Annotated in this window: 13 protein-coding genes and 2 pseudogenes; 9 read left to right on the top strand and 6 right to left on the bottom strand. The window is 65.2% G+C overall.

The features are described from left to right. Positions 1-271: 271 nt before the first annotated feature. Entirely contained in the window at positions 272-973 is a 702-nt protein-coding gene (locus AB0323_RS23605; protein WP_364541894.1) for a FadR/GntR family transcriptional regulator, read from the bottom strand. A gap of 28 nt (positions 974-1,001) precedes the next feature. Next, positions 1,002-1,820: an alpha/beta hydrolase gene (locus AB0323_RS23600; protein WP_366179486.1), complete on the bottom strand. Its 819-nt coding sequence runs from the start codon at positions 1,818-1,820 to the stop codon at positions 1,002-1,004. Between the two features lie 118 nt (positions 1,821-1,938). Here AB0323_RS23600 and AB0323_RS23595 point away from each other — a divergent pair, with 118 nt between their 5' ends. The 4 genes from AB0323_RS23595 to AB0323_RS23580 all read left to right on the top strand — a co-directional run bounded on the left by AB0323_RS23595 (position 1,939) and on the right by AB0323_RS23580 (position 5,847). Further along, entirely contained in the window at positions 1,939-3,489 is a 1,551-nt protein-coding gene (locus AB0323_RS23595) for a four-carbon acid sugar kinase family protein (protein ID WP_366179485.1), read from the top strand. Continuing rightward, complete coding sequence (locus AB0323_RS23590; RefSeq protein WP_366179484.1) at positions 3,486-4,385, top strand: NAD(P)-dependent oxidoreductase; 900 nt, start codon at positions 3,486-3,488, stop codon at positions 4,383-4,385. Before AB0323_RS23595 ends, AB0323_RS23590 begins: the two co-directional genes overlap by 4 nt. Positions 4,386-4,547: 162 nt before the next feature. Beyond that, entirely contained in the window at positions 4,548-5,408 is an 861-nt protein-coding gene (locus tag AB0323_RS23585; RefSeq protein WP_366179483.1) for a class II fructose-bisphosphate aldolase, read from the top strand. Between the two features lie 46 nt (positions 5,409-5,454). Continuing rightward, positions 5,455-5,847 (top strand): DUF1304 domain-containing protein, encoded by a 393-nt coding sequence (locus AB0323_RS23580; RefSeq protein WP_366179482.1) that lies wholly within the window; start codon positions 5,455-5,457, stop codon positions 5,845-5,847. A gap of 68 nt (positions 5,848-5,915) precedes the next feature. Here the strand turns inward: AB0323_RS23580 and AB0323_RS23575 are convergent, their stop codons facing one another. The 4 genes and pseudogenes from AB0323_RS23575 to AB0323_RS23560 all read right to left on the bottom strand — a co-directional run. Continuing rightward, positions 5,916-8,651 carry an aminotransferase class I/II-fold pyridoxal phosphate-dependent enzyme gene (locus AB0323_RS23575; protein ID WP_366179488.1) on the bottom strand — a complete coding sequence of 912 codons (2,736 nt, stop codon included), beginning with the start codon at positions 8,649-8,651 and terminating at the stop codon, positions 5,916-5,918. A gap of 315 nt (positions 8,652-8,966) precedes the next feature. Beyond that, positions 8,967-9,269 (bottom strand): hypothetical protein, encoded by a 303-nt coding sequence (locus AB0323_RS23570; RefSeq protein ID WP_366179489.1) that lies wholly within the window; start codon positions 9,267-9,269, stop codon positions 8,967-8,969. A 96-nt stretch (positions 9,270-9,365) separates the two neighbouring features. Beyond that, a pseudogene (locus tag AB0323_RS23565) lies at positions 9,366-9,446 on the bottom strand (hypothetical protein); the annotation flags it as partial. Positions 9,447-9,840: 394 nt separating this feature from the next. Further along, a pseudogene (locus AB0323_RS23560) lies at positions 9,841-9,984 on the bottom strand (AsnC family protein); the annotation flags it as partial. 132 nt (positions 9,985-10,116) lie between these two features. Between AB0323_RS23560 and AB0323_RS23555 the strand changes: the two are divergent. The 5 genes from AB0323_RS23555 to AB0323_RS23535 all read left to right on the top strand — a co-directional run. Beyond that, positions 10,117-11,535: a hypothetical protein gene (locus AB0323_RS23555; protein WP_366179481.1), complete on the top strand. Its 1,419-nt coding sequence runs from the start codon at positions 10,117-10,119 to the stop codon at positions 11,533-11,535. Positions 11,536-11,546: 11 nt separating this feature from the next. Continuing rightward, entirely contained in the window at positions 11,547-12,758 is a 1,212-nt protein-coding gene (locus AB0323_RS23550; protein WP_366179480.1) for an amidohydrolase, read from the top strand. Between the two features lie 143 nt (positions 12,759-12,901). Next, positions 12,902-14,248 carry an acyltransferase gene (locus AB0323_RS23545; protein WP_366179487.1) on the top strand — a complete coding sequence of 449 codons (1,347 nt, stop codon included), beginning with the start codon at positions 12,902-12,904 and terminating at the stop codon, positions 14,246-14,248. Beyond that, positions 14,245-14,601, top strand: coding sequence for a GNAT family N-acetyltransferase (locus tag AB0323_RS23540; RefSeq protein ID WP_366179479.1), 357 nt, complete (start codon positions 14,245-14,247; stop codon positions 14,599-14,601). Before AB0323_RS23545 ends, AB0323_RS23540 begins: the two co-directional genes overlap by 4 nt. Positions 14,602-15,030: 429 nt before the next feature. Beyond that, positions 15,031-16,563, top strand: a 1,533-nt coding sequence (locus AB0323_RS23535) for a sigma-70 family RNA polymerase sigma factor (protein ID WP_366179478.1), incomplete at its 3' end; no start/stop codon positions are given.

The following is a 16,563-nucleotide window of genomic DNA, read 5'->3' as shown; positions in this document are numbered from 1 at the left end:
CGTAAAACCCTTGTTATCAACGGCCATCGCCGGCTCCTTCAATCAACAGGCAATGAATGACTCACAACCAGCTTGACGAAGGGGGGCTCGCTCACCTATAGGGCCTTTCGGCGGAACGCCCCCCGGCCTCAGCAGATGTGAGCGCGCGTCCGTGGATTGGCCCGTATAGGTGAGCGGGCGTTGGGGAAATGGCACGTATATGTGAGCGGGCGTTGGGGAATTGGCGCATATAGGTGAGCGGGCGTCCGGCCCCACGGGCGGGGACCGGGGGCTAGGCCTCTAGGACGTACGTCCTGAGATCGTCGAGGGTCTGCTGCATGTGCGCGTCCATGGCCTCGCGGGCGCGGGGGGCGTCGCCGGCTTCGAGGGCTTTCAGGATGGCCCGGTGATGTCCGATCGCGTGCTGCTGAATATCGGGGATTTGCGAGGTCTGGGTGCGGCGGGTTTCCAGGACGCGGTGCAGGGGTTCGAAGAGCACGGCCACGAAGACGTTGCCGGAGGCGTGCAGGATGACGTCGTGGAAGCCCAGATCCGCTTCGACGAACGCGCGCACATCATTGGAATCGTGGGCTTTCTGCATGGCGGACACGTAAACCTGCAGTTGGTCGATCTCCTCGGGGGAGACCCGCGACGCGGCGAGTTCACAGGCGCCGGTCTCGAACATGCGGCGCAGCTCGATGAGTTGGACGGACGCTGCTGCGTCGTTCTTTCCCTCCGAAACGGCACGCAATACCGCCTCGAGGGACGCCCAGCGGTTTAGCGGGTTGACGAATGTTCCCCGGCCGCGTTCCACGCTGAGGATTCGCTGGGCTTCGAGGGTCTTCATGGCCTCGCGGACGGTCATGCGGCTGACTTCGTGCTTGGCGCTCAGTTCGAGTTCGCCGGGAACCACTGTTCCCGGCGGAAATTCGCCCGCGACGATGCGGTCCAGCAGTTCGTCAGCGACGACGCCGACCAACGACTTGCGTGCCATGGTGCTCCGTTCCTAGATGTCTGACATCTTACGCTGGTGGCTGCCGGCTTTCGTTCCAAAACGCGCCGAGCGCTATTGCGCAAGCATGCGGCTGCTCCCAATGCACGCTATGCCCGGCGTCGGGGATTGCCACGAGCCTCCGCAATGGGCTGGCCGCGACGAAGGCTTCCGCTTGGTCCAGAGAGCGTAAGCGGTCCCCGACGCCGGCAATCACCAGCGTCGGTGCAGTCACCTTTTCGGGGATATCCGTAGCCACTCCGCCCATCGCCGCAAGGCCGCTGGGTCCGAGGATCTCGAACGGCAGTCCAAACCCCCGGCTCAGCAAGCCGTGGTCCTCGGGGGACAAATCCCCGAACCAGGCCTTCATGCACTTGGCGCGCGTCGCATCGTCAATGAAACCTTGCCCTAGCTGGGATTCGAGCATCGATTTGAAGCTTTCGTTCGGCGGAGCCGGAACCATGCCGATCAGGGCCAGGCTGGCCACGATTTCCGGATGCCTTGCCGCCAGCGTCAGCGCCACGCTGCCGCCCATTGAATGCCCCACAAGGTGGACGGGCGACGCGTGCCGGGCAGCAACGGCAGCAACGGAATCGGCCGCTGATTCCAGGGTCCACCGGAAATCCGGAGGCAAGACGTCCCCGCGGTGATACCCGGGCAAATCGACGATCCAGACGATTCGCCCGGCGTCGAGCAGTTCGGTGGCGAGTGGCTCCCAATAGGCCGATGTCGAGGCCCAGCCGTGCAGCAACAGGACGGGAGGCTGGGACGGTTGTCCCGGCGTCGTGGGGGCGGCGGTTGCCGGGAGGCGCATGTCCACATGTAGCGCGGCCGGAGGCTCTTGAAGCATGCGCCAAGCATAGTGACCGCTGACACTTGCACAGGTGAAAGCGGGTGTGTCACACTAGCATTCAAATATTAGATGTCTGACATCTTACATTTACCTTCAAAACCACGATGGAGTGCAAGTGACCCTTGAAGCCGATGTTCTGGCCGCCTTCCCGGCGGAAGTCCAGATCCCCGCTCAGCTGGTTGCCGACGCCGTAGCAGCGTCTTCCACAGCCTCGCCCCGCGTCCTGGTAGTCCTCGACGACGACCCCACGGGCACACAATCAGTCGCCAACTTGCCGGTACTCACCCGCTGGGAGGTCGCCGATTTCACGTGGGCGTTCGCCCACATTGCGCAGAGCCGGTCCCAGCCCGCGGTCTATGTGCTGACCAACACGCGCAGCCTGGACGCGGTTGAGGCCGCGGCGCGCAACGAGGAAATCGTGCGCAACGCCCTCGTCGCAGCGGGCCAGAACTCTGGCGGCTCCAAGCTTCGCTTGGGGTTCGTCAGCCGCTCCGACTCCACCCTCCGCGGCCACTACCCGTTGGAACCCGACGTCATTGCCGCCACGATCGCCGACGTCACCGGCGAGGCCACCGACGGCGTCGTGATCGTCCCGGCGTTTCCCGACGCCGGACGCGTCACCATCGGAGGCGTGCACTACATGCGCGGCACCGGGGCCGACGCCGGCAAGCTCACCCCGGTTTCCGAGACCGAGTTCGCGAAGGACGCGAGCTTCGGCTTCGCCAACTCCGAGATGGCCAAGTATGTGGAGGAAAAGTCGCAGGGCCGTTTCCCGGCAAGCGATGTGATCGTCCTGGGCCTGAACATCATCCGCGCCGGTGCGGCTGCCGCGAACGGATCCGCCGGAGATCCCGAACTCTCGGCCAAGGCCATTGCCGACGCGATCGAACCGGCCACGAACTCCACGCCCATCGTCGCGGACATCGTCACCGAGAACGACCTCCGCGCGCTGGCCCTCGGGCTGGAAGAAGCTGAACGCCGCGGCAAGAAGCTGCTCTACCGCGTGGGTCCGCCATTCGTCCGCGGCCGTATCGGCCAGGAAATCCGCGAAGCGCTCAGCGGCGAGGAAGCCTACGAAGGCAACACACCCTCCACTGCCGGTGGCTTGATCGTTGTCGGCTCGCATGTCGGGCTCACCACGCGCCAGCTCAACACCCTGACGGCCCAGCACAGCGCAGCCCGCATCATTGAGATCGACGTGGAGAGGCTTCTCGCCGCCCAAGCCGAAGCTGACGCTTACATCGGAACTGTGGTCGCCGCCGTCGTCGACGCCCTCCGCGACGGCGACGTCATCGTCCACACGAGCCGCCTTCTCATCAAGACCGACGACGCCGCAGCGAGCCTGAAGATTGCCCGCACCGTCTCTGCCGCCGTCGTCGCGATCGTGAACCGGACGCTCAAGACCTTCCCGCCCCGCTTCGTCATCGCCAAGGGCGGAATCACGTCCTCGGACGTGGCCGCGCACGGCCTGGAAATCCGCCACGCGATTGTCCGCGGCCCGATGCTGCCCGGCATCGTCTCGCTGTGGGAACCGGTGGACGGACCCGCGAAGGGCATCCCGTACATCGTCTTCGCCGGCAACGTGGGCGACGACGAATCCCTCGCGCAGGTAACGCGCAAGCTCAGCGCCACCTTCTACCCCCAAATTCAATGGAGAACACCATGACCAGCAATTACACCGTCGCCGTCCTCGGCCTGGGCGCGATGGGCCTGCCGATGGCCACCCGCCTTGCAACCCGGCTCACCGTCCACGGCTTCGACATCGCCGAACCGCGGCTGAAGCTCGCGGCCGACGCCGGGATACGCACCTTCGCTTCGGCGCGCGAAGCCTCCGAAGGCGCCGACGCCCTGCTCCTTGCCGTGCGCAACGGCGAACAACTCGACGACGTCCTCTTCGGCGAGAACGGCGTCGCCCCTGTGCTCAAGCCGGGCGCCGTCGTGATCCTTGGCAGCACAGTAGGTACCGAAGCCATTCCAGCCACCGTCGCCCGCCTGGCCGAGTACGGCGTCGAACTCGTGGACGCGCCGCTCTCCGGCGGCCCCAAGCGTGCCGGCGAAGGCGATCTCCTGATCGTGGTGGGCGCGACGCCGGCCGCCCAGGAAAAGGCCCGTCCCGCGCTGGAACTGTTGGCCTCCACCCTGAGCATCGTGGGTGACAAGCCCGGCGACGGCCAGGCCCTCAAGACCGTCAACCAGCTGTTGTGCGGCGTGCACATCGCCGCTGCCGCCGAGGCCATGGCGCTCGCTGACGCCCTCGGCCTTGACCAGGCCAAGACCCTCGCGGCCCTGGAAGCAGGTGCCGCTGGCTCGTTCATGCTGTCCAACCGCGGCCCCCGCATCCTCGAGGCTTACGACGCGGATGGTGCCGAGGTCCTCAGCCGTTTGGATATCTTCGTGAAGGACATGGGCATCGTCGGCAAGGCGACGCGCGCCGCCGGCCTGGCCGCACCCGTCGCCGCCGCTGCCGAACAGCTCTACCTCCTCGGCCAGGCCCAGGGCCTCGCCGCCGCCGACGACTCCGCCGTGATCAAGGTCGTCGCGCCCACCCGGCGCACAAACTAGCCCCTCGCACAACGTGCGACGGCGGCGGTCCCCCTTCGCCGTCGTCGCCCCTCTTGCCGGCCTCGAGTCCAGGCCGGTTCTGTCAAAGGAAGACACACCCTTGAATCCTGATCATCTGCTCAGCTATGTCGCCTGGATCCTGGTGGGAGGCTTGGCCCACTGATGCGTGTACGCCTTGACGAACTTGTGGGCTCCGCACTGGAGCGAGGGGCAGCCGTCCCGGCCTTCACCTGCTACGACTTCACCACCGCCCTGGCCGTGGTGGCCGCTGCCGAGAAGTCCGGACAAGGGGTCATCCTGCTGGTGGCACCGAAGACGGCCGCGTCTCTTGCCGGTTTGCGGCTGATCACGGCGCTGCGCGCCTTGGCCGACGACGCCAGCGTGCCGGTCTCAGTTCAGTTGGACCACGCCTCGGCCCTGGATGTCATCCGTGATTCCGTGGCCGCCGGTGCCGACGCCGTCCTCGCCGACGGTTCGTCGCTCCCATTCGAGGAAAACGTCGCCCTGGTACGCGAGGTCCGTGCCGCACTGGACGCGCAAGGCGGCTCCGACGTCGTGATTGAAGCGGAACTCGGCGGGCTCGCCGGCGACGAGGACAAGGCTTTCGGGGTGGATGTTCAAGCCCATCCCGCAGGCCTGACCGACCCGGGCCAGGTGCAGGACTTCCTTTCCCGCACCGGGGCCGATCTTTTGGCAGTGGCCGTGGGAAATGCGCATGGCCGTTACACCGGCGAGCCCAAGCTGCACTGGGAGGTGCTGGAGGACATTGCCTCGCGCACGGAGCTTCCGCTCGTGCTCCACGGCGCGTCGGGCATCCCGGCAGCGGACCTGGTCAAGGCCACCTCCATGCGCGTTGGCAAGGTGAACTTCAACACCGAGCTCCGCACCGGCATTCTTGCCACGCTCGAGGCCGAGACCACCGCGCACCGGGCCGACGGCGAGAACCTCCAGGGCCTGCTGGGCCGCTGGAGTTCCTCCGCCTCGACGTTCGCCGGAGCAACGCTGGACATGCTCAGCAGCTAGGCGCGGGAAGCGAGGCCGGGAAACGCAGGGAGGCTAGGATCAGCACATGATCCTGGCCTCCCTGATTTTCGCCCTCGTTGCCGGTTTGTTGCACGTCTACATCTTCAGCATGGAGTCCATCACCTGGACCCGTCCGGCCACGTGGAAGCGCTTCAGCGTCGCTTCCCAGTCCGACGCCGAAACCACCAGGCCCCTCGCGTACAACCAGGGTTTCTACAACCTCTTCCTCGCCATCGGGGCGCTCGCCGGGATCGTCTTTGTCGCACTTGGTCATCCGCAGGTGGGCTGGACCCTCCTGTTCAGTTCGTGCGGCTCCATGCTGCTGGCGGCAATCGTGCTGGCCCTGAGCGGCAGAAAGTACCTCCGCGCCGCGGTCCTTCAGGGCACGACGCCGCTACTCGCCGTCGTGCTCGGCATCCTGGCGGTCGCGCTCGACTGACTGGAACGCTCGCTCACGTATGTGGGCTTTCGGCCCGACGCTCGCTCACCATTGCCTGTCGAGGCTGGTCACGAGGGCTTGCCCGTCAACACCCTGAACCCCAATTCCGGGTTGAAGCCGTGGATCTCCCGCGTGTCCAATGCCGACATGAAGGCCAGGATCTCCTCCGTGATCACCTGCCCGGGAACCAGGACGGGGAATCCGGGCGGGTAGGGGGTGACGAAGGAGGCAGACACCATTTCCTCGCCGGCGGCGACCCTTCGTGCGAGTTCGGCCGCGCTGAAGTATTCGCAGGATCCGGCCTTGTAGCTCTCGAAGTAGGCCGCGCGCATGTTGCCGTCGGGGGTTTCCGCGTCCTTGCGGAATCGTTCGGCGAACCGGCTGAAGTCCGGCAAGGGTGGCGGCGTGCTGGTCAGCGCGGCAACGCGGGCTTTGCGGGCCTGCTGCCCCAGGCCACTCAAGCCGGATTTCTCGTCTTCGAAGGTCTCGGCCAGCTTGACCAGGACCTCGACGAGGTACGCGACGGCACTCCGGGAGGTACCAATGTTGGTCATGAAGAGGACGCTGTTCCTTGACGTCTTGTTGACCTGGATCCCGTACTTGTCCATCAGATACTCGTGCTTGAAAGTATCGCCGTCCACGGCGGTGAGGCCGATGTGCAGGGTCAAACGGCTGGGATCAACAACGAATTCGTCGCGCTCCCAAGCTTCCGACATCGCTGCCAGACCATCGCGGAGCGGCATTTGCCGGCTCGTTTCGCGGTACTGCTCGGGAATAAGGTCCCGGGTGCCGAGGACGCGGAAGTACTTCCTCAGCAGGGGATGCCTCGCCACGGCGCGGGCGATGCTGACCGCGAGATCTGCCTGCCGTTGCACGAGTTCGTAGCCTTCGAACTCGACCTGCCGCCGGCCCATGTCCAGCGAGGCCAGGATCTGGTAGTTGGGCGAGGTGGAGGTGTGGGTCATGTACGCCTCGCGGAAGCTTTCCTCGTTCAACTGACCGAAGTCCTGGTCATGGATGTGGATCATGGACCCCTGCCGGAGCGACGTCAGGGTCTTGTGGGTCGACTGGGTGGAGTAGACCCGCACGCGAGCCTCTGCCGGATCGGGAAGCAGGCGCGTCTTCAGGAGCAGCTCATCGCTGACTGAATCCAAGCCCGAACCCGGGCCGCCCGCCGCCCCAAGCTCGCGCAATTGCTGGGCGTGGCGCCGGGCGTAGGCCGGATCCGCGAACGATTTTTCAAGTGACCGGGCCGAAGCCATGGCCGTACGACGGCGATAGATGTGGTGGAAGCCGGCGAACGCGAACCATGCCTCGTCCCACAGGAAAACCAGGTCCGGTTTGATGGCGAGGCACTCCTCCATCACTCGTTCGACGTCGTAAACGATGCCGTCGAATGTGCAGTTGGTGAGGGCAAGCATCTTGACCTCGTGGAGCCTGCCCACCCGGCGGTAATCCAGGAGCATCCGCTTGATGCTTTCCAAGGGAACCGCGCCATAGAAGGAGAAATCGTTCAACGGGTAGGCATCCAAATATGAGACCTGGGCGCCGGCCAGCATGAGGGCGTAGTGGTGCGATTTGTGGCAGTTCCGGTCCACTAAGACCACATCGCCGGGGGCCAGGATCGATTGGTGCACGATCTTGTTGGCCGTTGACGTTCCGTTGGTGACAAAGAGCGATTTTTGGGCACCAAATGCCCGGGCCGCCAACTTCTGGGCCTGTTTGAGGGAGCCATGCGGATCCAACAGCGAATCGAGGCCGCCGGAGGTGGCGGAGGTTTCGGCAAGGAGCAGGTTGAGGCCATAGAACTCGCCAAGATCGTTGATCCACTTGGAATGGATGACCGATCCGCCCCTGGACACCGGCAAGGCATGGAAGACACCGGCGGGTTTACGGCTGTATTGCTGGACCGCGTGGAAGAACGGCGCTTCATATCGTTCCGCTATGCCGGCAAGCAATGACAAATGGAGTTCCAACCCGTCCTGGCGGCGGAATATCCGGCGGAATTGGCGCGTCAAGGAACCGGCGAGCTCTTCGATTCCCACGCCCGCCACCAGATAAAGATCAAGTTCGGGGCGGAGTTCGCCCAGTTTCTCGGCCAAGCTCAGGATGCGGTCCAAGGGGCGCTCGGGGAGTGAATTCCCCAGGAACCGGTCCAGGAATCCGCGCACATCCCTGTTCAGGCGCTGCCTGCTCTTGGGGACGAATCCCGGCCGCAACACACACGCCTGAATGTCGGGGTTGAGCAGGATTGCCACCACCGCGTCCTCGAAACTCGGCACGAACACGAGCTCGTAATTGAAGGCATCGGCGGGGCGGCGCTGGTTGAGCAATTCTGTTTGAAGGGCTTCACGGTCGGCGCCGGCGACGTCGTCGACCACGAGGACCTCGAACCGCTTGCGCGATTCGGCGGTTTCTTCAACGCGGTCCGCTTCGCGTTCGGGGTCCTGCGAGGGTTCCTGGGCGTGTTGATTGTGGCCGGCAACGCGACGCGCGACCGGTTCGATGAGGCTTAGCGCCTCACGGTACTCTCCAGCCTCGAGGATTCGCCGCAATTCCATGACATATTGCTGCCCCGGAGACGCCCAGTACATTTCCAGGGATTCCAGCATTGGCAACAACCTTCGAACCTCCCGCGGCAGCTCCCGTGACTGGCGGGCGGCCCCGGAACGCGATGTGGCGGCAGCCAGCTGTTTGACGGCGTAGCCAAGGAACTCCCAGGCATCGGCGCGGACCCGCCAGGCGCTGCTGGGGACCTCGCCGCCGGGCCCGGAGTCGCCGTCGGCGTTTGGCCTGGCCGCCAAGCCGAGGCCAAGAGCTGCGCCGCTGGCAAGGGCGGCTGGAGCGAGGGGAAATGGGGCTGACTGCACTGTCGCGAAATCGGCGCGTGCCACGATGACTCCTTTGTCATGGATTGATAGCACTCTCTACTAAACGCGGCGAGCCGTCGCGGCGCACGGCAAATGTTCGGGTTGCCGTCTGGGTTTCCAGATGGGAGCGGCACTTCCGGTCATAGGTGAGCGAGCGTCGGGGGATTTGGCGTCATAGGTGAGCGGGCGTCGGGGGATTTGGCGTCATAGGTGAGCGAGCGTTGGGGACAGGGCGGGCAGCGAGAGCAGCTAGCCTTCACGCCACAGCGGCAACGGGACCACGCTGCGGCTGCGTCCGGACTCGTCCAACACGTGCCCGAGCCGTTTGTAGTTGCGGACCACGGCTTGCCGGGAGATCACGGCGCTCCCCGGTGCGCGCTCGGCCAGTTCGCGCTCGTGGCCCTGGACCTGCAAGTAGCCGCGGACCCACAGTGTTACGAGGAGGTTCTGGGCGCCCAGAACCTGGGCGCTGAGCCGGCAGTTCGGCAGCGCAGCGAAGTAGCGCCCGACGCCGTCAACATGGTGGGCGGGCACGTTGAGGATCAGGCTCACTTCCCTTAGCCCTTGCTGGGCGGAAGCGGACGTGTCGCACCTCAGCGTCATGTAGCCGGACGCGAGGAACCGCTCCACCCGCCGTCGTGCGGTTTGGGGAGAGACGCCGCAAGCGGCCCCCAGCTCTGCCCAACTGGCCCGCCCGTCCCGGGGCCAGTTCTTCCAACAACAACGCATCCAGCTTGTCCGGTGCGTAGGCGGCCGGGGCAGGCAGGGGTTCTGCCGACATGAGCCGTGCCCGCGCCGGCTCCAAGGTGCCGCTGCGCCAGTCGGAAGCCTGCCGGTACAGCTTGGTGACGAAGACGACCTCCCGGTGGGTCACTCCAGGGAGCCCGGCGAAGGATCCAGTGACGATGTCCATGAGTTCTTCGTGGCTTGAGGCGAAGCAGTCCACGAAGAGATCGTGGGAGCCGGACACCAGCGAAACGGTACCGAATGCCGGCTCCGCGCACAGCTTGCGAACCAGGGCTTCGTTCTCGCTCGGAAGTGAAGAAAGGCTGATGAACGCCGACCAGCCCGCGCTTAGGTAGCGCGGTCCCGGTGCCGGGGTGATCCAAGCCAGTCCCTGTTCGGCAAGGGAGTTCCAGCGGCGCGCGACGGTAGGTCCGGACAAGCCCAGGACGTCCCCCACGCGGCTCCAGTCGGCACGGGGATTGATCTGCAGCGCATTGACGATTTCAAGATCAATTTCGGAGATTATGGCTGATTCCTTCAAAATTCACGATTATCAGAGGATTTCAAACAAATTCCTAGTCAGTGTAGACGGCCAAACTACCGTTGTGACTCGCATCACCCGTTCGCATCCCAAAACCCAGGCAACGACGCCCCCCAACACTCAAGGAAGCACATGGCAAGCAAGACAGCACCTCCAGCGACGGCGGCCATCGCTCGCCGGACCATCACTGGAATGATCGTGGCGATGGCCCTGATCGAATCACTCAGTGGAGTCACCCAGGGTTACCTGAACCCGATCCTCCCCGCCCTCGGGCCGAGCTTTTCGATCGATGACCCGACTATCAACGGGATTTTCCTGATCTCCAACGTGAGCTTTGCTGTGCTCACGCCGATCATCTCGCGGCTCGGCGACAGCTATGGCTACAGGCTGGTGCTCCGCTGGTCGACGGCGGTAGTCGCGGCCGGCGTCCTCATGATGGCGTTGTGGCCGTCGCTATGGACGGTGACAATCGGCGTCGTCATGCTTACGTGCGTGGTCGGCTTCATCCCGCTGATGATGGGCATCCTGCGGGTGAGCAGCCCGGCGCAGACGCGCACCGGAGTCAGCGTGATGATCGGCATGCTCATGATCATGGTCGGCGCAGGCGGCCTGCTTGCCGGGATCATCGGCGTCGACGATCCCACCCTCGGTTTCTGGGTAGCGGTGCCGTTCGCGGTTGTGGGGCTGCTTTGTTCCTTCGTCCTGCCCGACGCCGGGACCCCCACCCGCGAGGGACTCGCCTTGGTGCCGCTCCTGGCATGTTCCCTCGGACTGATCGGCTTCGTGGTGGCACTTTCGATGGGCCCGGACTGGGGCTGGCTGGACGCCAAGACAATCGGATCCGGAATCATCGGCCTCGCGCTCTTGGCCTACTGGGTGGTCCTGGACGCTCGAGGCGTAAACGGGAAGCGCTTCATGGACCTGCGGATGCTCGCCATCCCGCGCATCCGGACGGTCTCACTGGCCACCTTCTTCTTCGGTTTCGCCTCCATCAGCTACTTCGGCACCAACGGAATCTTCCTGTATTCGAACCCTGACAAGACCGGCTACGGCTTCGCGCTGAGCCCGCTCATGATCGCCATTGTCCTGGCGGCCGCATCGGTGCTCTCGCTGCTCTCTTCCCTTCTGACCTCAAAGGCGCTCAGCCTGTTCGGCGAACGTGCCACCCTGGTATTCGCCGGTCTCCTGCTGGCGGGCGGCTTCCTGGTCATGGCAGCTGCGCACGGCTCCCTGACCGGCTACTGCGCCGGCTTCGCCATGTTCAACCTGAGCCTTGGCATGTACCAGGCAGGAACCCGGGCACTGTCCGTCGAGGGCGTTCCGCTCGAGGAAACCTCGACGGCGGCCGGCCTCAACGAACTGGCACTTTCCGTGGGCATTGCGGTGGGTGCTGCCGTCGTGAAGCTCATCTCCTCGTCTTCAGTCCAGTCCGGGCACATCAGCGAAGGGGGACTCTTGTCGATCTGGATTGCCCTGGCCATCGCGGCCCTGATCGCCGCGGCGGCAGCCGCCCGTTACCCGAAGCGCCACGCAGCGGCGACAGCCGCATGAAAGGCGCCGCCATGAAAGCCGTGGCCATGAAAGCCGCCTCCATGGATACCGCAACGCCCGTCACGACGTCTTCGGCCGCCGTCGAACGCTCCGTCTCTGCCGCGCTGGAAAGGTGGGAACCCGAAATCCTTGGCCTCAGCCACGCGATCCACGCCGATCCGGAGCTCAGCGGGCAGGAGTTCCGGGCCGCCAAGCGGGTTCGCGGGCTGCTTCGGGGCGCAGGCTTCAGCTTTGACGGCCCGCAGCCGCTGCTCGCTGCTTCCTTCAGCGCAACGTTCGGAACGGGTGAGCTGGTGGTCGCCCTGTGCGTTGAATACGACGCTTTGCCGACCATTGGCCACGCGTGCGGACACAACGTGAACGCCGCCTGTGCTGTGGGCGCGGCACTCGCGCTCGCCTCCGTCGCCGTCGAGCTCGGGATCACTGTCAAGGTCCTCGGCACTCCGGCGGAAGAGACAAGCGGCGGCAAGGTCGATCTCATCGGCGAGGGCTTCTTCGATGACGTATCCCTGGCGATGATGGCCCATGCCGGCGCCGAGGACGTCATCGGCGGCTCGTCCTTGGCCATGGGTATGTGGGACGTGCTCTATGAAGGGCGCCCCGCGCATGCCGCAGCCGCTCCATCCGAGGGGGTCAATGCCCTCGACGCGCTCGTGATTGCACAGACGGCCATTGCCTTGGCACGGCAGCAACTTCCGCCCGGCTCGGTTGTTTCGTTGATCGTGACGGAAGGCGGAAGTGCCGTCAACGTCATACCGGAGCGCGCCCGGGCGAGCGTGGAAATGCGTTCGCCGAGCCTCAAGAACCTGCGAACCATCGAGGAACGCGTGCGGCGCTGCCTGGAGGCGGGCGCACTTGCCAGCGGGAGCGCCCTCAAGGTCACGCCCACCGGCAATGCCTACGCCGAACTGAGGCAGGACCGGTACCTTTCCGAGGCCTACCGGCAAGCGATGTCCGCCCGGGGGAGGGCTGTAGCGTTCAACGACGATCCAGTAGCTTCCACGGATATGGGCAACGTCTCGCAACTGGTGCCAAGCATCCATCCCTTGCTCGGCTACGACGTGGGAGGGGCCGCCCACCACACCGCCGAGTTTGCTGCCCACGGCTCCTCCGCTTCCGCGGACCGCGCGGTCCTGGACGGCGCCTTCGGCCTGGCATTGGCGGCATGCGCGGCGGCAACCGACCCACGGCAACGGGAACGGCTGCTGAGCGTCCGCCGCTAAACGCCGTGATCGTGGGTGCGGTTCCACGGCTGCGTTCCGGAACGCAGCCCGCGGGCCGCACCCACGAATTCACGGCGTCGCCCGCTATGGTTCGCGCCGTCGAGCGGGCGCACAATGGTCTCAGCAGTTCGCGAGGGAGCGCAATGGGATTCTCGAGGCAACAAAAGACGTCGGTGGCCATAGCCGGGTTTGGCCGTTCCCGTGATCCCGTGATCGATCTTGCCCGGTTCTTCTGCCTCATCCTGGTGGTGCTCTCGCACTGCATGATGGTGAGCCCGGTCCTGCACCCGGACGGCACCGTCACCACCGAAAACACGCTCATGGAGCAGCACTGGTTCGAACCCGTCTTGTGGGTGTTCCAAGTGGTGCCGCTGTTCTTCGTCCTTGGCGGCATCACGGGCCTGGAATCGTGGCGCCGCTTGCGTGCGCGCGGCGGCACCGGCGTCGACTACGCACAACTGCGGCTCTTGCGCCTCATCCGTCCGGCAACTGCATTGCTGGCCTCGATGTTCGTGGGGCTCTGGGCGGCAACTCTACTTGGCGTCGATCCGGAAGTGGTCCAGCTCATCGCGACGGGCGCGGGCATGCCCTTGTGGTTCCTGGCCGCCTACCTCGCTACTCAATTGAGCGTTCCCCTGCTGGCCCGGCTGCATGGACATTCCCCGTGGCTGACCCTCGGCGGGCTCGTGGCCGCCGTGATCACCCTGGACTCCCTGCGCGGGGCGTTTCCGATGCTCGCCTTCGTCAACCTGCTCTTTGTGTGGTGCGCGGTCCAGCAATTCGGTTTCTTCATCGCCGACGGCATCTTCGCCGGACGAAGCCGGGGCTGGTTCGCGGGATTGATCGTCGGCAGCAACCTGCTGCTGGGTTTCGTGACCGGGATTGGTGTCTACTCCGGAAACATGATCGTGGACCTGAATCCGCCCAACTTCTGCATGCTGCTACTGGGGCTGTCCCAGGCGGCAACGCTCCAATTGCTGCGCCCCGGCCTTGCCTGGGTGGCTGGCGTGCGCTGGATCCGTTGGGTGGTGGCCGTGGCCGGCCGGCGGTCGATGACGGTGTATCTGTGGCATTTGCCCCTGCTCGCAGCCATGTCGGGGTTGCTTCTGCTCACTGACTTCCCCAAGCCGGCGGCCGGTACGGCCGAATGGTGGTGGGCCCGCCCGCTGGTGCTCCTCGGCGTCCTCCTGCTTCTAGTCCCGGTCCTGCTCCTGTTCGGCAGGCTTGAGGAGCGCCCGACGGCGGCCAGCCACGCGCGCGGCAGGACGCACGTCGCGGTGGTGACTGCCGGCGTCGTGGTCTTCATTCCGGTGGTGGACGCCGCCTTCAACGGACTCACGCTGACCCTTCTCGGCGGGGGAGCGGCGTGCTTCGCGCTGGGAGTGTTACTGCTGGGACGGGTGCCGGACGGAGTCCTTTCCGCCGCCGTTCCCGATGCCCCTCCGGTGCCATTGCCAGAGCCCGGTTTACGTGCGAATCTCGACTCATGACTGAGTTCACGGATCCAACCGCAGAGTCGTTCAGCCCGGACGTGACAACGGTCAGGAACGACAAATTCCACCGCTACGAGCTTCTGGTTGACGGTGAAGTAGCCGTGATCTCGCAGTTTATGGACAAGCCCGGCCACATAGACTTCCTGCACACGGAGACCCGCCCGCAGTTCAAAGGCCGCGGCCTGGCCAAGGTGCTGGCGCACTTTGCCTTGGATGACGTGCTGGCCTCGGGCAAGAGGATCATTCCGCATTGCCCGTTCATCGCGGCCTATCTGCGCCAGCATGAGGGCTACGACCTCGACGTCGATTGGCCGCCGGAACCGCCCGTGGGGGAACCCGACAACGACTAGTCATTCCGCCGGGCTGGGCTCCTCCAGCCCACGGGACGCGTGCCCGTGGGCATGGCAAAGGCAATGGCAAACGGCGCACGCCGCGTGAACTCCGTCCCTGCAATCGAGGGTCAGGTAGAACACCTCGGACTTTCCGTCGCGGGCTCGCGGCGTGCGTTGAATCATCTGATCTTCCCGTCGACTGCATTGAGTGGTCGTATCACTGATGAGTGGGTGCGAACGCGGGATTGTGACGCGGTTTTGCCCAGGAACTATTGTTTGCGGGCGACAATGGCGTCGTGTTCGTCGCGGATTGCCCTGGCTCGGGACATGCCCGTGTGCATGGCGCTGACAAGCTCGCAGCCGTGCCAGTGGTCGGACGCCGTCGCTTAACCGGGGCCTGCGTAAAAATCAAGTCACACGCAAATTCGGCTGTCACACTGGATGGTTATGGGGAAGGTTTCAGAGGACGGTTCGAATGGCGGGGACGCGTCGATGGCCGTCGGGCACAGCGACCCTCAAATCTTGGCAATGGTGCGTGACGGTGACGCTTCCGGCTTCGATGTGCTGTTCCGGCGACATGTGGCAGCGGCCAGGTTTGTTGCCCGCGCCCAGACGGACAATGCCAGCGACGCCGAAGACGTCGTGTCCGAGGCGTTTGCTTCGATTTTCCAAGCGCTCACCGAGGGCAAGGGGCCGGACCAGTTCTTCCGCTCCTATCTTCTGACTGCCGTGCGGCGAATCGCCCACGACCGGAACCGGAAGGCCAGGCGTACCCAGGTCGTGGGCGACGTCGACGCCTTGGATAGCGTTGCCGTCGACGCGGACACCGTTCTGGACGCCTTCGAGTCCAGCACCATGGCGAAGGCGTTCAAATCGCTTCCGGAACGCTGGCAGGCGGCCCTTTGGCACGTGGACATCGAAGGCCTCAAACCTGCCGCAGCCGCGCCGTTCATCGGATTGAGCCCCAACGGCGTCTCCTCGCTCGTGATACGGGCACGTGAGGGGCTCCGGCAGGCCTACCTGCAAAACCACGTGGCAGTGGTCAGCGACGACTCATGCGCCGAATATTCTAGCCAGCTCGGAAAGTACGCCCGCAACGGCCTGAAGCGCGCGTCGCGCGAAAAGGTCAAGGCCCACCTGGATGAGTGTCCGAAGTGCACGGCCGTGCTGGTGGAACTCAACGATGTCCAGGCAGGCATGAGGGCGCTTGTCTTCCCCTTGGTGGTCGGGGTGGTCTTCACACCGGCAGTGACCTCCGTATTCCTCCCCGGAACCACACTGCTCGAGTCGCTTCTTCCCGGAGGGGTCCTGCCGGAGCCGTTCCTTGCTAAGCCGTTCTTTCCAAAGACGTTCCTTCGGGGAGTGGCCGAACCGGCCGCCGCGGGACTGCGGACAGTGGCGGGAATTTGGAAGATGGCAGTGGCCGCGATGGTCCTGGGAGGCCTCGCGATTACAGGCATCCTCGTCTGGAATGGACAGGCCGGTCCGGCGCCAATCGCTGAAGCCCACGTTCCGAGCAGCGCGCCGTCAGCCCAGCAGCCCGTGCCTGAACATGCGCCGACGGCGCCCCCGCCAAGCCCGGCGCCCCCGCCAAGCCCGGCGCCGACGTCGGACCCGCCCGCCATGGCGGTGCCGCAACCTACGGTGCCTGCGCCAATCGTCCCCGAAATGATTCCTGTGCCGCAGGAGACGGCCAGGGTGGTTGATTCCGGAACCGGCGTCACGAACCCCGTTCTGCGGACGGCGTCGCTGACGATCCACAAGTATCAGAAGCCGGTTACGGCGACGAGCCTGCCGAGCGACGGGACGGCCCTGACGGCTGCCCAGTTGCAGGGGCTGACGCCAATCAGCGGGGTGACGTTCACGGTGCAGAAGATCAACAACATTGATCTGACGACGAACGCGGGGTGGGCCGCGGCGGCGGCGTTGACCCCGGCCCAGGCCGCGTCCCGGGCAGCCACGCCGGGCACGACGGCGACG

The organism is Arthrobacter sp. NPDC080031 (assembly GCF_040702485.1).
In the GTDB taxonomy this organism is placed as follows: Bacteria; Actinomycetota; Actinomycetes; order Actinomycetales; family Micrococcaceae; genus Arthrobacter.
The sequence above is the reverse complement of the archived record's forward strand: the minus strand, read 5'-3'. Positions and strand labels throughout refer to the sequence as shown.